Raw genomic sequence first — 20,940 nt, 5'->3', positions numbered from 1 at the left:
TGTCTTTGACAATCTTGGGAAATGAATTTATAATCATGATCAAATCAATATTTTGATATAGCTTGCTCAAATTTTAATATATTTTGGGCTATTTTTATCACAGATTTCTTAACATTCAACACTTCTGACTTACAGCATTTAATAGTGATAACAAAAATAGTTTGCCTTTAGCTTTATACTCTGTCAGAAGTTTAATTGTTCATAAATTTAGAAATTTACCAGAGAAAGATTTACCAAAACTTGAACAAATTAATAGAGAATTTGAAAATATTGTAATTAAAATAATCTTAAATTTTGAAGAAATAAGTATTAAGTAGTAAGTAAGGTTGGGTTAAGGGATGTAGACGTGGATCAACTTGCCGTAAACTAACCCAACATCCTAAAAATTGTGATGGGTTTCGCTGTCGCTCTACCCATCCTACAAACTGATTTGGTGTAATATATATAGTGTGAGCCTTGGGTACTCCTTGGAGCATAAAATTGGATGCGGTCTGCAAAACGTGAATAACGATAAATAGGCTTGCTTACAATTTAGAGTTCCCGACCCCAAGGTAAGAATTTTTTTAAACTGAATAACAGCTTTTTAAGTTATGGGTTAACTGGTGGGTTGTGCTGGTGCGATGTTAGAACCTATTATGTTACGCAGTACCAGCAAGCGGGATATTTTCGCTTGGAAGCGTGGGGAAACTACCGCAAGTGCGGGTGAGTTGATGGCGTTTAATGGGTTGACTGCGGAAGCGTTGACGAAGCGGGCTATTGAGTTGGTGCATTAATTAGAACGCAGATGTACGCAAATGATTTGGCGTTTGTTGCGTACATTTGCTGTTTTTATCTGTTATAAAACTCAACAGTATAATAAATCAAATTCCCAAGTTATCCAATTAATTACCTAATAGAAAAATTTTGACAGAATTACTAGACTAAAAATATTAAAATCTGTTATGCTACCAATGGTATGACTAGAGGTAAGATATGGCTAAAATCTCAATTTCATTGCCAGATGACTTACTCAATTACATTGACCAAAAAGTTGATAACCGTAGTGCATTAATTGAAAGTCTATTGAAACAATGGCAAAAACAAAGACAAGATGAAGCACTAGCGGCTGCTTGCGCTGTAATTGATGAATTAGAATTAGGTTGGGAAAGTGAATGGCAAAACATAGCGATTACCGAATGGGAAGCATCTGGATCGTAACATTTGACCCATCGGTAGGTACAGAAATTCAAAAAACTCGGCCAGCACTGATAATTTCTGGAACTTTGTTTAATAACCAACGTACCAAAGTCACAGTTTTACCTTTTACTTCTGCAAAATTTAATAACTCCCGTATTTCACCAGCAGTAGTGGAAGTACCAGCATCAGCACAAAACGGACTTTCTGTAGATAGTCTTTTGATATGTGTTGAACCGATGACTTTTGACAAAGTTCGTTTGACTCAAAAATTAGGAGAATTAGAAACAGAATTACTAGAACAAGGTCAAAATATTTTGCGTCGCTATCTGAGTTTAAATAACAATTAATTGTTTTATGTTACGCAGTACCAGTAAGCGGAATATTTTCGCTTGGAAGCGTGGGGAAACTACCGCCAGTGCGGGTGAGTTGATGGCGTTTAATGGGTTGACTGCGGAAGCGTTGACGAAGCGGGCTATTGAGTTGGTGCATTAATTAGAACGCAGATGTACGCAGATGAACGCGGATGATTTGGTGTTTATTGCGTACATTTGCAGTTTTGATTAAGGTATATATATGATTAGCTTAATAGATTAATCAAAAATAGCTAATCTTGTATTAGGAATAGAATAATTATTAAACATAAATTAATTATTAAATTTGATATTTTAAATTAAAATAATTAGAATATTAATATTCAGATATTCATGATTTAAAACAAGAAAACTGTATGAACGACTTTGAAAAACTTACGATCCTTATAGACTTATATAAACTTGATCCATCTGATAAGTGTTATCACGAGATTGAAAACATAATGATTAGTTATCAAGCCAATACGCCTGATATAGTTAGAGAAAATATGAAACATAAATCTATACAAAAAATTATGGAAAATCCAACAACAATATCTGATGATATAGTTGAGAGTCTAATTGATGCGTTCAGTAATTTTATAAACTATCCAACAAATGCTAATGCTGATAGTTTTAAGCGTATAATGCAAGAATATAAAACAAGATTTAATGCTAACAATTAATACTATTATGTCATGATTTCTCAAGAGTCTTTATGTTCTGGACAATATGCTTTTTCTGCTGCCAGTTGTATCTTAATATTTACAAGATCTATATCTGCTGATTGTTCAGCTGTAAGCTTACCTTGAGTGATTAGTTCTACACCAGCTAGAGATTGATTTTTCCGTATCTCTTCTTTATCTAAGCCTTTAGTTAATAATTTGCAGTATTCTATACCTTCTTGTCTGGCTTTATCCCAACCATATAGTTCATTAAAAATTTTCTTGTGTCTTGTATTTATTTCATTACTTTTGCTACTATTCAAAAGTTCATTGAGTCTATTATCAAATTCCGAATTTGGATTAGAACAGCCGTAGTTAATAATTAACAGTAATAGAATTAGATTAAAACGTTGGACATATTTAATCAGCATTTTTATCAGTAGAGCGACATAATTAATCTGCTTAAATTAACATATCTCTTATATGTAGTCACCAGTATTGTTGTTTAAGGATATAGTCAAAAAAGCTACTTATTCCAACGCAAATTAAAACTAACGCACTCCACAGGCTAATAATGGTGATTTTTATATGAGTAATTAAGTTTTATGACAGTAAATGTACGTATGTAAATTAGCATCACATTGTGTAAATTTGCCGTTGTTATTACCTCTAAATTCAGCTATATATGTAATTATCTTAATATCTATAAAAAGGGTAAATATGAAACTTACTCTTGGAAATTTACTTGTACTATCAATTTTGATTGTTTTTATCTCTATTTCTTGTTCACAACAAAATCCACCTAATCAATCTGTAGAACCTGTAGAACCTGTAGAACCTGTACAACCTCCAACAGAAAATGTAACACCAGTTGAGCCTAAAGTCGAATCCTCTCCAGTTAGCCCAGAAATTACATCTACTTCCAAAAAAATAGTCAAAGAAGAAGTTGTATGTGCCTATAAATCTGAGGAAGCTGCTCAAGAATTTGTTAACAATGTTAAACAAAACTTTAACACTAACAACGTTGAAATTGAAGCTAGAGGTAATTGTGTTGTATATAAATGGTACAAATAGATGATTGTAAAAAAATTTGAGATATCTGATAGTGTAGCTGAATTTCTACGTTCTGACTACTTTAATAAAATTCCACGTGTAGATGATAAAGAGGTAGAATTTGCCAAATATTTAGGGATTGACATTAAAAATTATCCAAAAGGAGTAGCTTATATTGTTATACAAAATTATATCGATTTAGTTTTTGATAATTTTGATGATCGGTTTCCTACAGAAAAACAAATTAATTTTTTATCTCAGTTCGGCATTGATGTATCTTATGAAAAAAGGTTTGTTGTAGATGCAGTGATCGAATCAACTATGACTATACTCAATCTTAACACTATCGAAACAGAAAATTTAAAACATGGAAGTAAAGTATTTCATATTAATAACCCTGAGAAAATATTAATTATTTCTTCAATTAGTGAAGACGGTATAGTTTATTTTAAGGGTGGTAACGGACAAAAAGCTTATGCTAGAAACCTGAAAACTATAAAAGAGTAAACATAAAGTGAGGTATTTGTTTATGGAAGAACAAAACTTATATATGCAAGAACGAGAAAAAATCATCAATTTAGTACAAAATAATTCAGTAAATCGTTCTTTAGCTGAGGAAATCATCAAGAAATCTGCTTATTGGTATAAACATCCTTCTGGACATCCAGTACACGCTCCAAATCATTTTAAACGTATTGATGATCCTGTTGGTACAAGATACGCAATGTTAGCTGCATTAGGTAAAAATGAGACATCAAAACTTATCCCAAGTGATTGGAGAATACAATTTGGTAGTAATATTTTTTTAATTAGTAAAGCAATTCTACGTTGTCAATCGAGTTTGTTAAAATTCATAGATAATGCAGAAGCAGGAAAACTTGCAACATTAGCAGAATTAAAACAAGAACTAAAAATTCAGGTGAGACAGTCTGTAGCTAATTACTCAGGTGACGAATATGAAGGATATTATTCAGGTTTTGATGGAAATCATTTAATTTTTGGTACTCAATCTATTTCTACAGAAGATTTTGTTAATTTCATTCTTTCAAAAATTAATATTCACAGGATTTTTAATCCAACTGCATCTACTTCTTCAACAATCAAGATTAAAAGCATTTCTTCACTATCATCACAAAAAAAGACCCAGATTAAAACTACTCCTTCATTATCACCATCAACAAAAACTCATTCTTTTTCAAAACTAGTACAATGTCCTTACTGTGGTACTAAAATTAAACGTACAAAACTTGCATCTCACAAAGTAAATAAATGTATTAAACGTAGACGTTAAATAACTTTTTTATCTCCAAAGTTTAGGCATTAAAGTAAGTGAGTAGGTTGGGTTGACACAAGGAAACCCAACAATAATGATATAAAAATCAAATCTCTTCCTCTCTTCTTTTTTTCCTTCGTGTACTTCGTGTCTTCGTGGTTCATTAAATAGTAGTAGTTTAGTTTGACACAAATAAACCCAACATCACCCAAACCACCCAACCATCACGAATAGTTTTTTCTACCAATGGCAGAAAATGACAAAAACCGCCATAATATAAAAAAGTATATTCAAGAAGTCACATTATGAAAAGTATGAATATTTCCTTACCTGACACCATGCGCGATTATATAGAAAAGTAGCGCAAGGAGGTTACAGCAGCGAAGCGTGAATATTTTCGGGAATTAGTGCGACAAGACCAAAAACTCCACAGCAAAAGAACAACTACAAACCCTGCTTTTAGAAGGATTAAACTCAGGAAATGCAACAGAAATCACAGCACAAGATTGGGAAGATATTCGTCAAGCAGTGCAAGGATAGAATAAAATTTATACTAGAATTATTAAAATTTAGCACCGGGAGCAAATTTGCATCAAGAGGACATAATTTATCAACAAATTATAGCAATTGCCAGAAGTTACGGAATATTTGATTGTATCCCCTGCACTAGAGCAATCAAAGAATTTTTAATTAGACAAGGTATTCATGGCAAACATATTAAACTAGATACAAATTCTCAAGATCCCATTTATGGCAGAATTTATGATGATAGTATTGGAGAATTGATTGCTACTACTGGTCATCATGAAGGTGTTATAATTGAGATCAATGGGGTGGAAATTGTTGTTGATAACATCCACCATCAAGGAATTACGCGATTAGACTGGATACAGAATCTCTATTCACCTATTTTAGATGCAGGATTAGAGTTTCAAATCACAGAAACATACTTTTAACCTAGAAAATTAGGGAGTTAAATATGGATAATCTCTACAAATTACTGCAAAAAATTAAAAAAAGACCTGCAATGTATTTAGGTAAAAACTCTATTTTTAGCCTCCAATCTTTTTTAGACGGCTACTATTTTGCTCGTCGAGAAATTGGTATTCCCTTAACAGCAGAAGAAACCGAATTTCAAGATTTTTTACAATGGATAAGACAGAAATTTAATGTAGAAACAGGTCAATTATGGTCAAGTATTTTGCTTTTCCATTCAGCCGATGAAAAAAGCGCAGTAGATAGATTTTTTACCTTGTTTGAAGAATTTAGTCAACAACAGAAAAATCATGAAACAGCAAAAATTAATGAAGTAGCATCTTCAAGTTGATAATACCAATTATTTGGTACTTCAGCACTCAAATTATCACACATCCAACGATAGGAGTTTTCAATTTCTTGAAATGCAGTAGGTTGAATAATAACTTGATAATTCATGAGCGAGGAGGAATGTTATATTTTTGTTGTAGAGTTGCCAAAGCTTGATTCGCAGGAATCCCTTCACCGCGCTCAAATTCATCTAATCCTTTACGAATACCTACTATTGTTTCTAAGTAATCTATTCTTTCTAACAATTCTTGATAGGAAACTGGGGGTTTTTGTGGTGCTGTTTTGAGTGATTGCAAAAAACCAAGCACATCTTCTAAAAGTTCGCTGGGTGTGTTGTCAATTTCTTGTAACAGTAATTCTTTGATAGTCATTACAGTTAATAAATCTGATTGATATTTTTATTATAGCAATTATTTTCATGTTTTATATGGATAAGTTAATTGTTTTTATTACAACTAAAGTAAGTAAGTTAGGTTGACACAAGATTTTTTACCAATAACAGAAAATAATAAAAACCACCAAAATTATAAGTTATAATCAAAATTAAAGTCATAAACATAAATTTACTATGACTATCCAAACCTTAGACAAAACCACCACAATTTCCGAACAGCGATTTCTTCTACCTGGTTATTACACCTGGAAGGAATTTGAAATCATAGAAACCTTAACCGCAGATGCAGGAAACTTGCGGATAACTTATCTTGATGGGTGCATCGAATTTATGACACTTGGTGAACAACACGAAATGATTAAAACCATTCTTGGTTTTTTACTAGAATTATACTTTTGTGAAAAAGGGATAAACTTTATCCCTGTAGGTAGTGCTACTCGTCGCGCAAAAGAAAATAATGCTTCCTTTGAACCTGATGAATCTTATTATATAGGTGAAAAAAAAGCAAATCCAGATTTAGCAATTGAGGTTAATATTACCAGTGGTAGTATTGATAAACTGGAAAAATATAAACGGTTTAATATTACTGAAGTTTGGTTTTGGGAAAATGATCAATTATTTCTCTATCATCTGAAAAATGGTAATTATGAGCAAATTAATAAAAGCGAATTATTGCCAGATTTAGATATAGATTTGTTAGTAACTTGTGTTTTAATACCTTCCATTATTGATGCGAGAACAGAATTTATTAAAGGTCTTAAAAAGTAGTCTGTAGGTTAGGTTGATACAAGGAAACCCAACATTTTTAGTAGGAAAGTAAGTTAAGTGAATAGGTTGATTTGAGGAATTAATTTATGTTAGGTTTACTAAACCCAAACTAATCTGAATTGCTCTATCTACCTCTTCTATTTTCACTGCATCCAGAACACCCAAACATTTAATTAATCTTGGTTTATCAATAGAACGAATTTGATTAAGCAGCGCAACAGAATCAATTTGCAAACCTCCTTCTGGTGCTTTAATTAGCACTTCAGTAGGATACAAAGGTTCTGTAAATTGAGAAGTAATAGCAGCAACAATAGTTATAGGACTATATTGATTAGAAACATCATTTTCCAAAATTAAAGCAGGTCGTGTTTTTTTGATTTCTGAACCGATAATGGTACAAATAAACAAAGAATTAGATATAGCCATAAAAAGAGAGAAAAGAAATGTGGAGAATGCCATTAAAAGTTCAAAAAATGAACAAGAGAAAGTAGAGAAAAAGAAAATATTAGAGAGGTTAAATAAAAGTAAATATGTGTTATTGAAGAACGGTGAAGACCTAAATGATGAGCAAAAAATCAAGCTCAATCAAGTAAAGCGAGTTTCACCATCTCTGAAAATAATGTATGAATTAAAGGAGAAAATCCGGGGAATTTTTAATAAAACTAAGGATGGGTTAAAGGGTTTATATAAACTTAGTATATGGTTGCTGAGAGCTAGAAAACATTATCCCACTAGCCATAACACTATTGTTCGTTGGTTAGATGAAATTATTGCCTATTTTGATAATCGTACAACTAGCGGTGTTGTTGAGGGTATTAACAACAAACTCAAGTTGATTAAACGTTCTGCTTATGGATTTAGAAATTTTGATAATTTCCGATTAAGATGTTTGCTTACTTGGAAGTTTAAATATTAGTTTAGCATACTATGTACTGATGAACCGAAAACCCAACATCACCCAAACCACCCAACCATCACGAATAGTTTTTTCTACCAATGGCAGAAAATGACAAAAACCACCATAATATAAAAAAGTAGATTTAAGATGTAGCTTGGGTTGACGCAAGGAAAACCAACTTATAAATTAAATTTAAAAAAGCCCTCCCAAAAAAATCGCTATGAAATTTCAAGTAATATTCACCTATGATTCAGAATACGAAGGTTACATTGCTGAAGTACCAGAACTTCCTGGTTGCGTCAGTCAAGGTAAAACCTTAGATGAAGCAATTACAAATATCAAAGATGCTATAAAAGGCTATCTTCATGTATTAGAAAAACATGGTAAACCCTATGTACCAAAAGAATCTCAATCTTTTGTAGGAGAAGTATTAGTATAAATGGGACGTTTATCAAATATCTCCGGTAAACAAGCAGTCAAAATCTTTGAAAAACTGGGCTATGTTGTAGACCATCAAACCGGAAGTCATATCATACTTTGGCACGAATCAAAACCTATTTTATCAGTTCCTAACCATAAAGAACTAGCACCAGGTTTATTGAGAAGTTTAATTAGACAAGCAGGAATTACCGTAGATGAATTTTTAGAATATAAGTAGACTAATATCTAGTGAGTAGGTTGGGTTAACGCAAGGAAAAGAAAATACAAAAGAGAGTTATATTGATTATTTAGAAGATAAATATAGTTAAAAAATTACAGCACAAGACCGGGAAGATATCCGGTAAGCAGTATTATAGTAATAAAACAATTCAAAACAGGTAGTAATTATGGATATCAAACTTGCAGAAATATCTCAAGAAATTAACAGCTTACCCGAAGAAGCACAAATCTTACTCCTTGATTTTATTCAGATATTAAAAAAACATTATCCACAACCAAAACCAGAAAATATAACCACATCACAACCACATCCATTAAACACATTTATAGAAAAATATGGTGCTTGGGAAGATGAACGCACAGCAGAAGAAATCGTTAAAGAAATTTATGACAGTCGTACTATTTCCCACTCTGATATTAGCTTATGATTTACTTATTAGATACAGATACCTGCATTTACTGGTTAAAAAATATTACTTCAGTTACAAATAAAATTCAAACAATAGGATGGGAAAATATTTGTATTTGTAACATCACCGTTGCTGAATTATATTTTGGTGCTTACAATTCTCAAAAAGTAGCAGAAAATTTAACTCGTGCAGAAAACTTTATTCAAAATATTGCAGTGATAACTTTAGATAATAATGCAGTCAAGAAGTTTGGTGAATTAAAAGCCGAACTGAGAAAAATAGGACAACAAGTAGCCGATTTTGATTTATTAATTGCTAGTGTTGCATTAACTAGAAACTATATTTTAGTCACTAACAACACTCGTCATTATAGCCGAATTTCCGAGTTAAAATTAGAGAATTGGTTTTCTCCTTAAAAAGGATTCCTGTAGTGAGTAGGTTGGGTTAATTGCAGCGCAAACCAACATCACCCAACCATCACCAACTATCACGAATAGTTTTTTCTACCAATGGCAGAAAATGACAAAACCCACCATAATATAGAAAAGAACATTCAGGAAATCACCTCATGAAAAGCATGAATATTTCCTTGGGTTAGGGGTTTAGCATTTCTGAACCCTAATATTCTTATCATACTTACAACTGATGACAAAGGGGACACAAATCTGGTGAAATAAAAATAATGTTGTCATAATGTTGTCTAAACTGTAATCATGACAGATCATGTATTAATACTAGGTGGAAGGGGACGCATTGGTAGCGCAGTTGCTAATGATATTCTCAGCCACACCCAGGCAAATATTACCATCACTGGACGTTCCCCAGAGACGGGAAAGGGTGTCAGCTTGTCTTCGGGAGGAAGAGAGCAATTTCTGATTTTAGATTTGAGTGAGGTGGAAAAATTACAAGAGGCGATCGCTAACTCTCACCTTGTCATCCACTGTGCAGGACCATTTCACTATCGAGACACCCAAGTTTTAGAAATTTGCATTGATCAAGGTGTCAATTATCTTGATGTTAGTGATCACCGTTCCTACACCCAAAAAGCCCTAAAATTACATGAAAAAGCTGTTAATGCTGGTGTCACTGCAATTATTAACACGGGTATTTTCCCCGGTATTTCTAACAGTTTAGTCCGTCAAGGAATCGAACAATTTGATTTACCAGAAAAAATACATTTAAGTTATTTAGTATCCGGTTCTGGTGGTGCTGGTGTTACAGTCATGCGAACCACTTTTTTAGGTTTACAACATTCTTTTAATGCTTGGATTAATGGCAAATGGGAGTTAATTCAACCCTATACTGATAGAGAAGAAATAAATTTTTCCCTACCCTACAAACGCAATGGAGTTTACTGGTTTGATATGCCAGAAACTATCACCTTACCCCATTCTTTCCCCAATGTCAAAACTGTAATTACTAAATTTGGTTCAGTTCCTGATTTTTATAACCATCTCACTTGGATAACCGCCCATATTTTTCCTAAATGGTTAATACAGAAGAAAGAAACCATTGAATTTTTATCTCATGTTAGTCATCGCATGACCGATTTTACTAATATCTTTACTGGAATTGGTGTAGCAGTACGCGCAGAAGTCACAGGAAAAAAAGATAGTAAAACAGCAGCTTATGTTTCTACATTACTCCATGAAAATACAGCCATTGCTTCTGGTGTTGGTACTGGTAGTATTGCCAAATTATTATTAGAAGGTAAATTGAAACACCCCGGAGTTTTACCTGTAGAAGCAGCATTAACTACAGATTTATTTAAACAAATAATGGAAGAAAGAAAAATACAAATTGGTTCTCATTGGGTAACAATACATAGGAGAGAATAGGAAGGATCAGGTAACAGAGGAGATGACGGAGATGGGGAGATAAATTAAGTCAAAAGTCAACATTAATAACTTCTGAATCCTGAATTCTGACTCCTGACATTAAAACTATTCAAACTCATCAATATAAATAGGTGGAAATAACCTCAAGATAGATTTTTTATACATATTTGGCATTTATGGTTATATTTGTTAATCTAGTAAGAAATCATTTTTAATCTTTTGTATTATGCCCAGCTTACCTACTCTGACAACTCCCCAATTTATCCAACGCTTCCAATGGTTATTCAACCCTTGGGGATTTATGGAAAAAAATGCCAAAGATTATGGTGATTTTTTCCAGACATATATTCTTGGTAAAGAACCAATTATATTTATTAGTCATCCCCAAGCAATTCAAGAACTTTTTGCAGCTTCTCTAGAAAAATTAGATGCTAGAGGTTCACAACTTTTAAAATCTTTTTTGGGTGAAAAATCTTTATTGTTGCTGAGTGGAACAGAACACCAACGTCAACGGCGATTATTAACACCACCATTTTATGGCGATCGCATGAAAGCCTATGGTAAAACTATCACTGATATTACCAAAGAAGTGATCAACAAATGGCAAATAGGTACACCATTTTCTGTCAGAGAATCAATCCAAGAAATTTCTCTAAAAGTTATTTTACATACAGTATTTGGTATCTGTGAAGGTGAAAGATTTAGAGAATTAGAAAAGCTGCTTTGTTCACTTTTGAATTTCGGTGATACTCCCCTACGAGCAGCCGTTAATTTTTTCCCAGCACTACAAGTAGATTTAGGAGAATGGAGTCCCTGGGGTTATTTTGTACGACAAAGGGAAAAAATTGATCAATTATTATATGCAGAAATTCAAGAACGCAGAGATCATCCTGATCCAAATCGAACTGATATTCTTTCTTTGATGATGTCAGCGCGAGATGAAAATGGTGAAGCCATGACCGATGTAGAATTGCGAGATGAATTAATGACTTTGTTAGTAGCAGGTCATGAAACCACAGCTTCCGCAATTACATGGGCATTATATTGGATTCATCATTTACCAGAAGTGCGAGAAAACCTGTTACAAGAGTTAAATAACATAGATGAAAATACAGATAAAAACGAAATTTTTCGCCTACCTTATTTAACGGCAGTTTGTAACGAAACTCTCCGCATTTATCCCATTGCCATGATTACCTTACCGAGAATTGTTAAATCACCAATAGAAATCATGGGTTATGAATTTCCCCCAGGTTCATGGTTAGTAGGCTGCATATATTCAACCCATCGCCGCCCAGATTTATATCCCGAACCAGAGAAATTTAAACCAGAAAGATTTTTAGAAAAACAATTTGCACCCTATGAATATTTACCCTTTGGTGGTGGAAATCGTAAATGTTTAGGAATGTCATTTGCACTATTTGAAATGAAGCTAGTTTTAGCCACAATTCTTTCACAATTAGATTTTGAATTAGTGAACAACATTCCTGTTAAACCCGTGCGTCGTGGTGTCACTTCAGCCCCTTCTGGTGGTAAATGGTTAGTGGCAAAAGGAAAAAGAGAAAGGGTAAAAACTACTGCGGGAGTTTAGGTGATTAGGGTTTGCTGAAAAAGTTATCTGTGAAAGCTAGATGACAGGTGACAGGTGCTACGCCACGGTGACAGTTTCAAGAGTTGGATAGGAACGACTTTTTCTTTAAGTAGGAATTAAGTGCAAGGTTTTTCAGTTGCCACCTCATAAAAGCTGGCACTTTTTGAAAGCACTTCGACTTACTTCGACTTACTTCGACTGCGCTCAGTACAAGTCGCTCAGTACAAGTCAAAATAGCTAAAATTCTTTACCTGTAAAGTTTTCGGATTTATATGGCTAACGCCACGCTACGCTATCAGCAAACCCTGATTAGTGATTGGTGATTGGTGATTGGGAAAAAGGTTATAGTTGATAGTTGATTAGGAAACATAAAATTGATTATCCAGTCACCAGTCACCAGTCACCAGTCACCAGTCACCAGTCACCAGTCACCAGTCACCAGTCACCAGTCACCAGTCACCAGTCACCAATTTACTTACCAATATTCGGCTTAAATTTTAAATAAGTACCTCCCAAACCTTCAACAATACTGCGGGTATTTGCATCTATCATTTTTTGATAGGTTTCTCCATCACTACCAGGTTTACCTAGTCCATCAATATAAAGTTGTCTATCAAAAAGTTTCACATTTGCTTTGCTGGTAATAGGTTGAAGTGACATAAGATTAATTGTTGTATCTGCAAAAACTGTTGGTGCTTTTGTTTTTTGAATATATTGGGCTAAATTTTTCACTTTTGTATCTGTTAAATTATCTTCATTCCTAATATCTGCTAAACTACCTTTATAGGGAAAACCATAAGCTTTGACATAATAAATCATGGCTTCGTGGGTTGTTAGCAATTTGCGATTTTTATCAGGAATAGTGTCAAGTGTGGACTGAACCCAGTTGTTTAGTTTGTTTAATTCTTGGGTTAATTTACTGGTATTGCTACTATATTCTTTTTGATGTTGAGGTAATATTTTACTTAAATTACTATTAACTACTTCTGCCATTTTAATAGTATTTTTCACATCATGCCAAATATGTGGTTCAGTGAAACTTTTACCATTTTTACGTAATCTTTCAGGTGTGGTGACAGCACGTTGAGCAACTGCTATTTTGGGTGCATTATTTTGAGCATTTTGAATAGTTTTAATTAAACTAGGTTCAAAATTATAACCATGATATAAAATAAGTTTCGCTTGTTCAATGGCTTGGATATCTTCTGGTATCGGTTCATAAATACTTGGATTTAAACCAGGAGGAATTAAACAAGTTAAGTTTATTGTTTCTCCCGCAACTTGTTTAGTTAAATCACATAATATACTGGTAGTTGCTACTACTTGAGGAAGATTTTTGTTAATATTTTGCGTCTGATTATACTGAATATATCTGGTATTGAAATTGCGATTGTTGCAACCAGAAAATCCCAGGGAAATCACCAATAAGGCAATATTTAATAAATTCTTGTATATGATTTTTTTTGTCATAAATAACTGCTATTTCTACATTAAATTTAAATCAAAAAATAGGGAGCATTCCCAATGTGTAAATTTATGTTTATCTAAGGAAATAAAACACTCCCATATCCTGATATGATTGAACCGTAAAGGGCGCAAAGGACACAAAGGTAAGAGATTTTAAGAGATTTTAAGAGATTTTTTAGTGTTGCTGGGGTTATTTTTTCAAAGTTGGGATGCTCCAAAAAATATTGTGGTGTTTTAAGAGCTAAATTAATCAAGTAGTAAAGGCACAGACATGAGTAATACTGTGCCGGAAGTTTGTTTGATAATTGCTAACTTGATTAAAAGTCAGCACCAGGTAATTTACCTTGCAACTTATGAAAATTAGATTGAACACAAGCACTACAACTGCAACCAATATTATTTAAAATTTGCTGGTTTTGTTGTTTGAAAATGGGTTTTGTTAATTCGGGAATTGGTTGTACAGATGCGGCTACAATCTGATCAGAAGTAGCTACAGTCTTCCATCTAGTAGATGCTTGTGCTGGACTTACTACCAAAAACAAAGATGCTAAAAACAGATGACAAGCCAGAAAAATCAGTTTAGTTATGTTTTTAGTTATGTTCATAGTTCACCTTTAAAGGCTGCTGATACAGCATAACCAATTATTCAACATTAGTCATTAGTTTTTGACCAAATTAGTAGCTCTCCTTGTTCCCCACCTGCAGCTAAAAATTTACCTTGGGGATGCCAAGCTAAAGTAGAAAAACCACCACGTACACCTGTGAGAATTTGCGATACTTCAAAATTATCGTTCCATAAACATAACCACCCATCAGCACCAGCAGAAGCAAGCATTAAACTTTGGTTTAAACTTTGGGGTGCATAGGCGATCGCATTAATTATATCCACATGATTGGTTAAAATTCGCGCTTCCCAACCTAAAGATTCATCCGCTGATTTTTCCCAAACTACCACACCTTCCACACTGGAAGAAGCTAAAAGCGGTGCACCTGTAGCAGTTGTAATTTCTGACCAAGCTAACTGACGAATTTTGCCTGGAAAACCACGCATGACCCAAGGATCAGGATTTTCCCATTCTAAAACGGTGACGCTACGATCCATATTTCCTGACGCTAAATATTTACCATTAGGTGACCAAGCCATTGCTACACTAACTGTACCCATAGCTAAAATATAAGGTTCATCATCCCAATCTTCACTATTCCAAATTTTCAAACCTTGATAACCACCAATAGCTAAATATTTTCCATCTTTACGCCAATCAATTCCTAAAATTGATGAATTTTCAAAGTTAAGAGTGACAACAATTTTTTCTGTTTCTGCATCCCATACTTGAACATAACGCCCTAAACTAAAAGCTAATAGATTATTAGTATGATTCCAAGCCAATTTATCAACCCAAGCAGGGGCATTTTCTAAGGTTTTAATTAATTGATTTTCTCGCCAAATCTTTACTTTTCCATCTTGTCCACCCACAGCTAAATATTTACCATCAGCGGAAAAAGCTACACAGTCTATTGATTTACCTGTAGTTGTTTGTAAGTGAGTAATTTCGCAATTTTCCCAGATGACAACTTCTCCCGCAGCAGATATTACAGCCAGTTTTTCACCTGTGGATGACCAATTTAGAGAGGTGATATAATCTGCAAGATGACCTGAATAGTAGGTTGTAAATTCTTGAGGTTTGTTAATTGTGAAGTTCATATATTAGGTAATTGGTGACTGGTGATTGGTGATTGGGAAAAGTCTTTTTCTCACCATCTCTATTATCAGGGTTTAGCACTGCTAAACCCCTACGAATCCTGACTTTCTACAAATCCTGACTTCCTAAACAATACAAGCCAGAAAATCTTGTTTTAACTTGGCTTCATCTAAATTACGTCCAATAAAAACAAGTTCATTTTTTCTGGTTTCATTCTCTTTCCAAGGTCTATCGGCTTTACCATCAAAAATCATGTGTACACCTTGGAAAACAAAGCGGTTATCTTCACCAGCAATGTTTAAAATGCCTTTCATGCGGAAAATATCAGTTCCTTTGGTGCTGAGTAGTTCTGACATCCAAGCATTTAATTTTTCCCCATCTATTGCACCTGATTCTACTAAAGCTATAGAATAAACACTTTCATCATGTTCATGGGCATCTTCACCTAAAAAGTTAGGATCAATTTCTAAAGCGCGTTCTAAATCAAAGGCATTTACCCCCAATAAAGCATCCATTGATAATTCAGAATTTCTGGTGCGGTAAATTTTCGCCATTGCATTCATTGAACGAATGCGTTTTTCTAATTCCTCTAAAATTTCTGGTGTGACTAAATCAGTTTTATTTAATAAAATCACATCAGCAAAAGCAATTTGTTCTTGGGCTTCGTCTGCTTCCCAATGTTGCCAAATATGTTTGGCATCTACCACTGTAACTACTGCATCTAGTGATAGTTGACTCTGCATATCTTCATCAACAAAGAATGTCTGAATCACAGGTGCAGGATCGGCTAATCCGGTGGTTTCAATTACTAAATGATCAAATTTATCCCGGCGTTTCATCAAATTACCAATGATGCGGATTAAATCACCACGCACTGTACAACAAATACAGCCATTGTTCATTTCAAATATTTCTTCATCTGCATCAATTACTAATTGATTATCAATGCCTACTTCCCCAAATTCATTGACGATAACTGCTACTTTTTTACCATGTTGGTAGGTGAGAATATGGTTGAGGAGGGTAGTTTTTCCCGCACCTAAATAGCCAGTTAAAACGGTTACGGGTACGGTATTTGCTATTTCTGAAGTCATCATAATTTTAAGGCAATTTTTAGATAATTTGATGATTGGTTCGTTGGCTATCAACAGTTAGGAGTCAGCTTTTTAACACTTATGTCAAAAATTCTTGTTTGCCATCTAGCAGTTAACCCAAATATTCTGACTCCTGACTCCTGACAGTCATTGAGAATCATTCTCTGTTTAACACATATTGGTTAAAAATGGCAGTATTGCATCAAAAACAATTGCTGGATATTCCTCATGAAGTCCCAAAGTACCAGGAATAATCACGCTGGTAATTTTTGGTAACTTTGCTAAAGCGTCCATTTCTTGCCGTGATTTTGGTGGACTAGACGCGCCTATAAATGCAATGATGGGAACGTTTACGGACTCAACCAAGGATAAAAATTCCGCTTGACTGTGAATAGTATCAATGTTGCCAGTGACAAAGGCCGCAGATGCAAATCTGGCGTTTGGTTGTTGGGTGGTTTGCCATTTTTCGGCGATAAATTCGGGTGTAAGTTTAGTTGTATCGGTGAAAACGTGACGGCGATACATCCAACTTAAAAAGGATGGGGTAGTGTTTAGCTTGTAGAGTGCTTGACCAAAAATAGGCGATCGCACCATCCCCCGCACCATAGCAGCTATATTGGCATTTGCCCCCATTGTTGGCAAGGGTCCGCGCCAAGTCGGTGCTAACAAGACAATTTTAGAAATAGCTTCTGGTTGTTTAACTGCCAGCTTTAAGACATAACCAGTAGCATGACCAGCAGCAACCACAATAATTGGAGTATTAAAAACAGATTTCACAAAATCTGCTAAAAATTGCTCATATATGGCGGGATTGTAATCTAAACTCAAGCGTGAACTTTCACCAAAACCCGGCCAGTCAATAGCAGTAACCTGAAAATGGGTAGAGAGTAACTTGGCAAGTTCTCCCACTTCTCCCCGTGTGGAAACGCTACTAAAAGCAGGAAGTAATAAAAGTGGTGAACCCTCCCCTATGGTTTCATAAACCACCCGCAACGGCTGATTTTGCCAATTCCAGGGAAATTCTTTAACTTCACCAGCAAATACACCAGTAGTAGATAAAGTCGTCATTGGTGATTGGTAATTGGTAATTGGTAATTGGTAATTGGTTATTTTCTCCCCTACACCCCTATTTCCGATGCTTTTTTCTGCATAGTTTTAAAAATGTTGTAAAACCCATTAGCGCGGGAAGGTGTGAGGCTGACATTTAACCCTGTGGATTGAATAAAATCAGGAGTTAGTTGTACAATTTCATTAGGTGATGATCCGTTTAACCCTTCTATTAAAAGTGCTACCAGTCCCTTAGTCAGTTGAGAATCAGAATCTCCATGAAAAACCACCTTGCCATCATTGAGTGAAGCTGTGACATATACCTGAGAGACACAACCAGGGACTTTATTTTCGGGGATTTTATCAGCTTCGGGAAACTCTGGTAATTTTTGAGCATACCAGATTAATTGTTCATAACGGCGCTTTGGATCAGAAGCACGTTGAAAGCGTTGCACAATCTTGGCTAAAGCAGGTGGTAAGGAGTCAAGACTCAAGGACATAGTAAATCTAGAAAATAAATCAGTCTTATGTTGAGTGTAAATGATCTGCGATCTTTAATCGCTGGTGATTGGGTTATTAACTTCCCTTTCTTTCCCAGTCCCCAGTCCCCAATTACCAATTATGAAGTAATTCAAAAAAATATTAAATAATGCTGCAAAATTGGGACATTGGTTGAATTTTATTAGTAATTATGAAGATTATCAGCCCCTAATTCTGTAATCTGAGGAGAAAATCGGATGTTGACTTCTACTCTAATCGCTGCTGTAACTACACCCCTAGAATGGTCTCCTACCGTTGGCATCATTATGATTATCGCCAATATTATTGCGATCGCCTTTGGTAAATTTACAATTCAATATCCCAGTGCTGAACCCGCAGCACCCGCACCTCAATTCTTTGGTGGTTTTGGTTTACCTGCTATACTTGCTACTGCCGCTTTCGGTCATATTCTAGGCGCTGGTATTATCTTAGGATTGCATAACATTGGTAGAATCTAGGATTTACATCTCATCTCGTCTTTTGTGATTGATTATCCCGGCCGCATCTACAATGGTCGGGATTATTTACGAACACAGTTGACTAAATGGAAATAATCTGGCATAATTGCTAGTGCAACCTACGGGGTTATAGCTCAATTGGTAGAGCGCTTCAATGGCATTGAAGAGGTCAGCGGTTCGATTCCGCTTAACTCCATAGCTTATAAGCCTTACTGTGTCTGGTTTTTAAGGTACAGGTGGTAGAAAGTGCAAAACTCTCTATTTGGACTTTCTACTAATTTTCTACCAAATCTGTCAAGCGTTATATGTGTAATTTTTTGCATTACAAAAAATAATCCCCTAACTATCACCAGTTAGGGGTTTTTGCCTATTTCCTATAAAATGTAAAAATTATTAATTGGAGTCAAAAGTTCGAGCTTTGTCAATCAATGCTCAGAAATGTTCAGCGTAAATGAATCAGACTGGTGAGTAAGTTATGAGTAATTTATTAAGAGGAGTCAACCTGTATTTAATTGGGATGATGGGTGTCGGTAAAACCACAGTTGGGCGGTTACTGGCTCAAGAATTGGGTTATGGTTTTATAGATACTGATGATGTCATAGTTAAAGCTGCTGGTAAATCCATTAATGATATATTTACTGATGAAGGTGAAACTGGGTTTCGGCAGTTGGAAAGTGATGTGTTAGCTCAAGTTTGTGCTTATACTAAATTAACTATAGCTACTGGTGGGGGTATTGTCTTGCGACAAGAAAACTGGAGTTATCTACATCATGGGTTGATAGTTTGGTTAGATTGCAGCGTGGAAACAATTTTTAATAGGTTGTTAGAAGACACTACAAGGCCACTTTTACAAGATTCTAATCCTGAAAGTAAATTGCGATCGCTACTGCAACAACGTCAACCGCTTTACTCCCAAGCTGACTTACATATTACCATCACCCAGGAGCAAACCCCAGAACAAATTGTGGCAACCATACTAGCAGCAATACCTAGTGTTCTCAAAACTCAAGATGTTCAACATCAAAATTGATCTGAGGATATTTTGTGATGCTAGGGTATTTTCATGTTTTGATCATGTAAAAATCCTGCATCCTCAAAATTGAAAATTAGCCAATTCTCAAAATGATTAACGATACCGAGTATATCAGGCAAGCGGAAGCTAATCGCGTCGAAGTTCTCAGCGAAGCACTACCCTACATTCAAAAATTCTCAGGTCGTACCGTTGTTGTCAAATACGGAGGTGCGGCCATGAAAGACGGTAGCCTCAAAGATAAAGTTATCCGTGACATTGTATTTTTATCCTGTGTAGGCTTGCGACCAATTTTAGTACATGGTGGTGGTCCAGAAATTAACAGTTGGTTGGGTAAACTGGGAATTGAAGCACAATTTAAGAATGGTTTGCGTGTCACCGATGCACCAACAATGGATGTGGTAGAAATGGTGTTAGTCGGCCGAGTCAATAAAGAAATTGTGGCTCTGATTAACCAAGCTGGGGGTATGGCCGTAGGACTGTGCGGTAAAGATGGTAATTTAATTACTGCTCGTCCTCAAGGTGATGAAGGTATTGGTTTTGTAGGGGAAGTCAGTAATGTTAACATCAAGATTTTAGAAACTCTCGCCAGTAATGGTTATATTCCCGTGGTTTCTAGCGTCGCTGCTGATGATAACGGACAAGCTTATAATATTAATGCTGATACCGTAGCGGGAGAAATAGCAGCTGCTTTAGGAGCAGAAAAGTTAATTTTGCTGACGGATACACGGGGTATTTTAACCGATTACAAAGACCCATCTACCTTAATTCCTAAAGTAGATATTCCTGAAGCGCGTCAATTGATTAACGATGGTATAGTTAGTGGAGGGATGATTCCTAAAGTGACTTGTTGTGTGCGATCGCTCGCTCAAGGAGTCAAAGCTGCACACATTATTGATGGTCGCATTCCTCACGCATTATTGTTAGAAATTTTTACAGATGTGGGAATTGGTACAATGATTTTAGGTTCTCAAGTTAAATGATAAATTGGTGACTGGGGACTGGGGACTGGGGACACTTCGACAAGCTCAGTGCATCGCTGGGGACTGGGGACTGGTGATTGGTGATTGGTGATTGGCAATTGGTAATTGGTGACTGGTGACTGGTGACTGGGAAGAGTAACCAATAACTAATGACTCATAACTAATGACTCATGACTAATAACTAATAACTAATAACCAATAACCAATAACCAATAA

Annotated in this window: 33 protein-coding genes, 1 tRNA gene and 1 pseudogene; 23 read left to right on the top strand and 12 right to left on the bottom strand. The window is 35.0% G+C overall.

Annotated features, from left to right (window positions below; all coding sequences use genetic code 11):
* Positions 1-287: 287 nt before the first annotated feature.
* Entirely contained in the window at positions 288-476 is a 189-nt protein-coding gene (locus tag H5968_RS15585) for a hypothetical protein (RefSeq protein ID WP_187040676.1), read from the bottom strand.
* Between the two features lie 144 nt (positions 477-620).
* Here H5968_RS15585 and H5968_RS15580 point away from each other — a divergent pair, with 144 nt between their 5' ends.
* The 5 genes and pseudogenes from H5968_RS15580 (at position 621) to H5968_RS15560 (ending at position 2,212) form a co-directional block, all read left to right on the top strand.
* Positions 621-773 (top strand): hypothetical protein, encoded by a 153-nt coding sequence (locus H5968_RS15580; protein WP_162501835.1) that lies wholly within the window; start codon positions 621-623, stop codon positions 771-773.
* Positions 774-972: 199 nt separating this feature from the next.
* Positions 973-1,197 carry a ribbon-helix-helix domain-containing protein gene (locus tag H5968_RS15575; RefSeq protein WP_137666340.1) on the top strand — a complete coding sequence of 75 codons (225 nt, stop codon included), beginning with the start codon at positions 973-975 and terminating at the stop codon, positions 1,195-1,197.
* Positions 1,176-1,523, top strand: a complete 348-nt coding sequence (locus H5968_RS15570; RefSeq protein ID WP_187040675.1) for a type II toxin-antitoxin system PemK/MazF family toxin — start codon at positions 1,176-1,178, stop codon at positions 1,521-1,523. The genes H5968_RS15575 and H5968_RS15570 overlap by 22 nt, the downstream gene beginning before the upstream one ends.
* A 7-nt stretch (positions 1,524-1,530) precedes the next feature.
* Positions 1,531-1,668 (top strand): annotated as a pseudogene (locus H5968_RS15565) (hypothetical protein); the annotation flags it as partial.
* Between the two features lie 235 nt (positions 1,669-1,903).
* Positions 1,904-2,212 carry a hypothetical protein gene (locus H5968_RS15560; RefSeq protein ID WP_187040674.1) on the top strand — a complete coding sequence of 103 codons (309 nt, stop codon included), beginning with the start codon at positions 1,904-1,906 and terminating at the stop codon, positions 2,210-2,212.
* A gap of 20 nt (positions 2,213-2,232) precedes the next feature.
* On the opposite strand, the gene H5968_RS15555 is transcribed toward H5968_RS15560, so the two are convergent.
* Positions 2,233-2,622, bottom strand: coding sequence for a hypothetical protein (locus H5968_RS15555; protein ID WP_187040673.1), 390 nt, complete (start codon positions 2,620-2,622; stop codon positions 2,233-2,235).
* Positions 2,623-2,911: 289 nt separating this feature from the next.
* Between H5968_RS15555 and H5968_RS15550 the strand changes: the two genes are divergently transcribed.
* The 5 genes from H5968_RS15550 (at position 2,912) to H5968_RS15530 (ending at position 5,844) form a co-directional block, all read left to right on the top strand.
* Positions 2,912-3,265, top strand: a complete 354-nt coding sequence (locus H5968_RS15550) for a hypothetical protein (RefSeq protein ID WP_187040672.1) — start codon at positions 2,912-2,914, stop codon at positions 3,263-3,265.
* Positions 3,266-3,751, top strand: a complete 486-nt coding sequence (locus tag H5968_RS15545) for a hypothetical protein (protein ID WP_187040671.1) — start codon at positions 3,266-3,268, stop codon at positions 3,749-3,751.
* A gap of 22 nt (positions 3,752-3,773) precedes the next feature.
* Complete coding sequence (locus H5968_RS15540) at positions 3,774-4,535, top strand: hypothetical protein (RefSeq protein WP_187040670.1); 762 nt, start codon at positions 3,774-3,776, stop codon at positions 4,533-4,535.
* Between the two features lie 569 nt (positions 4,536-5,104).
* Positions 5,105-5,473: a papain fold toxin domain-containing protein gene (locus H5968_RS15535; protein WP_137669290.1), complete on the top strand. Its 369-nt coding sequence runs from the start codon at positions 5,105-5,107 to the stop codon at positions 5,471-5,473.
* Positions 5,474-5,496: 23 nt separating this feature from the next.
* A complete protein-coding gene (locus H5968_RS15530) occupies positions 5,497-5,844 on the top strand; it encodes a hypothetical protein (RefSeq protein ID WP_096565593.1) in 348 nt (115 codons plus the stop codon).
* A 103-nt stretch (positions 5,845-5,947) separates the two neighbouring features.
* Here the strand turns inward: H5968_RS15530 and H5968_RS15525 are convergent, their stop codons facing one another.
* Positions 5,948-6,214, bottom strand: a complete 267-nt coding sequence (locus H5968_RS15525; RefSeq protein WP_187040669.1) for a prevent-host-death family protein — start codon at positions 6,212-6,214, stop codon at positions 5,948-5,950.
* A gap of 197 nt (positions 6,215-6,411) precedes the next feature.
* Between H5968_RS15525 and H5968_RS15520 the strand changes: the two genes are divergently transcribed.
* Positions 6,412-7,005: a Uma2 family endonuclease gene (locus tag H5968_RS15520; RefSeq protein ID WP_187040668.1), complete on the top strand. Its 594-nt coding sequence runs from the start codon at positions 6,412-6,414 to the stop codon at positions 7,003-7,005.
* Between the two features lie 84 nt (positions 7,006-7,089).
* Here H5968_RS15520 and H5968_RS15515 read toward each other — a convergent pair whose 3' ends face one another.
* Complete coding sequence (locus H5968_RS15515; protein ID WP_187040667.1) at positions 7,090-7,431, bottom strand: type II toxin-antitoxin system PemK/MazF family toxin; 342 nt, start codon at positions 7,429-7,431, stop codon at positions 7,090-7,092.
* 19 nt (positions 7,432-7,450) lie between these two features.
* Between H5968_RS15515 and H5968_RS15510 the strand changes: the two genes are divergently transcribed.
* Entirely contained in the window at positions 7,451-7,921 is a 471-nt protein-coding gene (locus tag H5968_RS15510; protein ID WP_187040666.1) for a transposase, read from the top strand.
* A 9-nt stretch (positions 7,922-7,930) separates the two neighbouring features.
* Here H5968_RS15510 and H5968_RS15505 read toward each other — a convergent pair whose 3' ends face one another.
* A complete protein-coding gene (locus H5968_RS15505) occupies positions 7,931-8,071 on the bottom strand; it encodes a hypothetical protein (RefSeq protein WP_187040665.1) in 141 nt (46 codons plus the stop codon).
* Between the two features lie 52 nt (positions 8,072-8,123).
* Here H5968_RS15505 and H5968_RS15500 point away from each other — a divergent pair, with 52 nt between their 5' ends.
* The 6 genes from H5968_RS15500 to H5968_RS15475 all read left to right on the top strand — a co-directional run bounded on the left by H5968_RS15500 (position 8,124) and on the right by H5968_RS15475 (position 12,402).
* Positions 8,124-8,342, top strand: coding sequence for a type II toxin-antitoxin system HicB family antitoxin (locus tag H5968_RS15500; protein WP_137669294.1), 219 nt, complete (start codon positions 8,124-8,126; stop codon positions 8,340-8,342).
* Positions 8,343-8,561: a type II toxin-antitoxin system HicA family toxin gene (locus H5968_RS15495; RefSeq protein WP_187040664.1), complete on the top strand. Its 219-nt coding sequence runs from the start codon at positions 8,343-8,345 to the stop codon at positions 8,559-8,561.
* A gap of 169 nt (positions 8,562-8,730) precedes the next feature.
* A complete protein-coding gene (locus tag H5968_RS15490) occupies positions 8,731-8,991 on the top strand; it encodes a DUF2281 domain-containing protein (RefSeq protein WP_187040663.1) in 261 nt (86 codons plus the stop codon).
* Entirely contained in the window at positions 8,988-9,389 is a 402-nt protein-coding gene (locus tag H5968_RS15485) for a type II toxin-antitoxin system VapC family toxin (RefSeq protein ID WP_187040662.1), read from the top strand. The genes H5968_RS15490 and H5968_RS15485 overlap by 4 nt, the downstream gene beginning before the upstream one ends.
* Positions 9,390-9,686: 297 nt before the next feature.
* Positions 9,687-10,811, top strand: a complete 1,125-nt coding sequence (locus H5968_RS15480) for a saccharopine dehydrogenase family protein (RefSeq protein WP_187040661.1) — start codon at positions 9,687-9,689, stop codon at positions 10,809-10,811.
* A 226-nt stretch (positions 10,812-11,037) separates the two neighbouring features.
* Positions 11,038-12,402: a cytochrome P450 gene (locus tag H5968_RS15475; protein WP_187040660.1), complete on the top strand. Its 1,365-nt coding sequence runs from the start codon at positions 11,038-11,040 to the stop codon at positions 12,400-12,402.
* A 471-nt stretch (positions 12,403-12,873) separates the two neighbouring features.
* On the opposite strand, the gene H5968_RS15465 is transcribed toward H5968_RS15475, so the two are convergent.
* From H5968_RS15465 to H5968_RS15440, 6 genes are all read right to left on the bottom strand, one after another.
* Positions 12,874-13,872 (bottom strand): metal ABC transporter solute-binding protein, Zn/Mn family, encoded by a 999-nt coding sequence (locus H5968_RS15465; RefSeq protein WP_187040658.1) that lies wholly within the window; start codon positions 13,870-13,872, stop codon positions 12,874-12,876.
* A gap of 314 nt (positions 13,873-14,186) precedes the next feature.
* A complete protein-coding gene (locus H5968_RS15460; RefSeq protein WP_187040657.1) occupies positions 14,187-14,474 on the bottom strand; it encodes a hypothetical protein in 288 nt (95 codons plus the stop codon).
* 47 nt (positions 14,475-14,521) lie between these two features.
* The gene (locus H5968_RS15455) at positions 14,522-15,574 is read right to left on the bottom strand and encodes a WD40 repeat domain-containing protein (protein ID WP_187040656.1); all 1,053 of its coding nucleotides are present in this window, start codon (positions 15,572-15,574) and stop codon (positions 14,522-14,524) included.
* Between the two features lie 123 nt (positions 15,575-15,697).
* The gene (locus H5968_RS15450) at positions 15,698-16,669 is read right to left on the bottom strand and encodes a GTP-binding protein (protein WP_096565609.1); all 972 of its coding nucleotides are present in this window, start codon (positions 16,667-16,669) and stop codon (positions 15,698-15,700) included.
* A 165-nt stretch (positions 16,670-16,834) separates the two neighbouring features.
* Positions 16,835-17,734 (bottom strand): alpha/beta fold hydrolase, encoded by a 900-nt coding sequence (locus H5968_RS15445; RefSeq protein WP_187040655.1) that lies wholly within the window; start codon positions 17,732-17,734, stop codon positions 16,835-16,837.
* A 50-nt stretch (positions 17,735-17,784) separates the two neighbouring features.
* The gene (locus H5968_RS15440; protein ID WP_187040654.1) at positions 17,785-18,213 is read right to left on the bottom strand and encodes a SufE family protein; all 429 of its coding nucleotides are present in this window, start codon (positions 18,211-18,213) and stop codon (positions 17,785-17,787) included.
* A gap of 27 nt (positions 18,214-18,240) precedes the next feature.
* On the opposite strand from H5968_RS15440, the gene H5968_RS25780 reads away from it, so the two are divergent.
* The 5 genes from H5968_RS25780 (at position 18,241) to argB (ending at position 20,724) form a co-directional block, all read left to right on the top strand.
* Positions 18,241-18,363: a hypothetical protein gene (locus H5968_RS25780; protein WP_255427150.1), complete on the top strand. Its 123-nt coding sequence runs from the start codon at positions 18,241-18,243 to the stop codon at positions 18,361-18,363.
* An 87-nt stretch (positions 18,364-18,450) separates the two neighbouring features.
* On the top strand, positions 18,451-18,711 hold the full coding sequence (gene psaK / locus H5968_RS15435; RefSeq protein WP_187040653.1) for a photosystem I reaction center subunit PsaK: 261 nt from the start codon (positions 18,451-18,453) through the stop codon (positions 18,709-18,711).
* A 123-nt stretch (positions 18,712-18,834) separates the two neighbouring features.
* A tRNA-Ala gene (locus tag H5968_RS15430) sits at positions 18,835-18,907 on the top strand.
* Between the two features lie 279 nt (positions 18,908-19,186).
* The gene (locus H5968_RS15425; RefSeq protein ID WP_096565615.1) at positions 19,187-19,741 is read left to right on the top strand and encodes a shikimate kinase; all 555 of its coding nucleotides are present in this window, start codon (positions 19,187-19,189) and stop codon (positions 19,739-19,741) included.
* Between the two features lie 92 nt (positions 19,742-19,833).
* Entirely contained in the window at positions 19,834-20,724 is an 891-nt protein-coding gene (argB, locus tag H5968_RS15420) for an acetylglutamate kinase (RefSeq protein WP_096565617.1), read from the top strand.
* Here the strand turns inward: argB and H5968_RS15415 are convergent.
* Entirely contained in the window at positions 20,712-20,867 is a 156-nt protein-coding gene (locus tag H5968_RS15415) for a hypothetical protein (RefSeq protein ID WP_187040652.1), read from the bottom strand. The genes argB and H5968_RS15415 overlap by 13 nt on opposite strands.
* Between the last annotated feature and the right edge of the window lie 73 nt (positions 20,868-20,940).

Source organism: Sphaerospermopsis sp. LEGE 00249 (assembly GCF_014299995.1).
Lineage (GTDB): Bacteria > Cyanobacteriota > Cyanobacteriia > Cyanobacteriales > Nostocaceae > Sphaerospermopsis > Sphaerospermopsis kisseleviana.
Note: the sequence above shows the minus strand (reverse complement) of the source record. Positions and strands in the feature narration are given on the sequence as shown.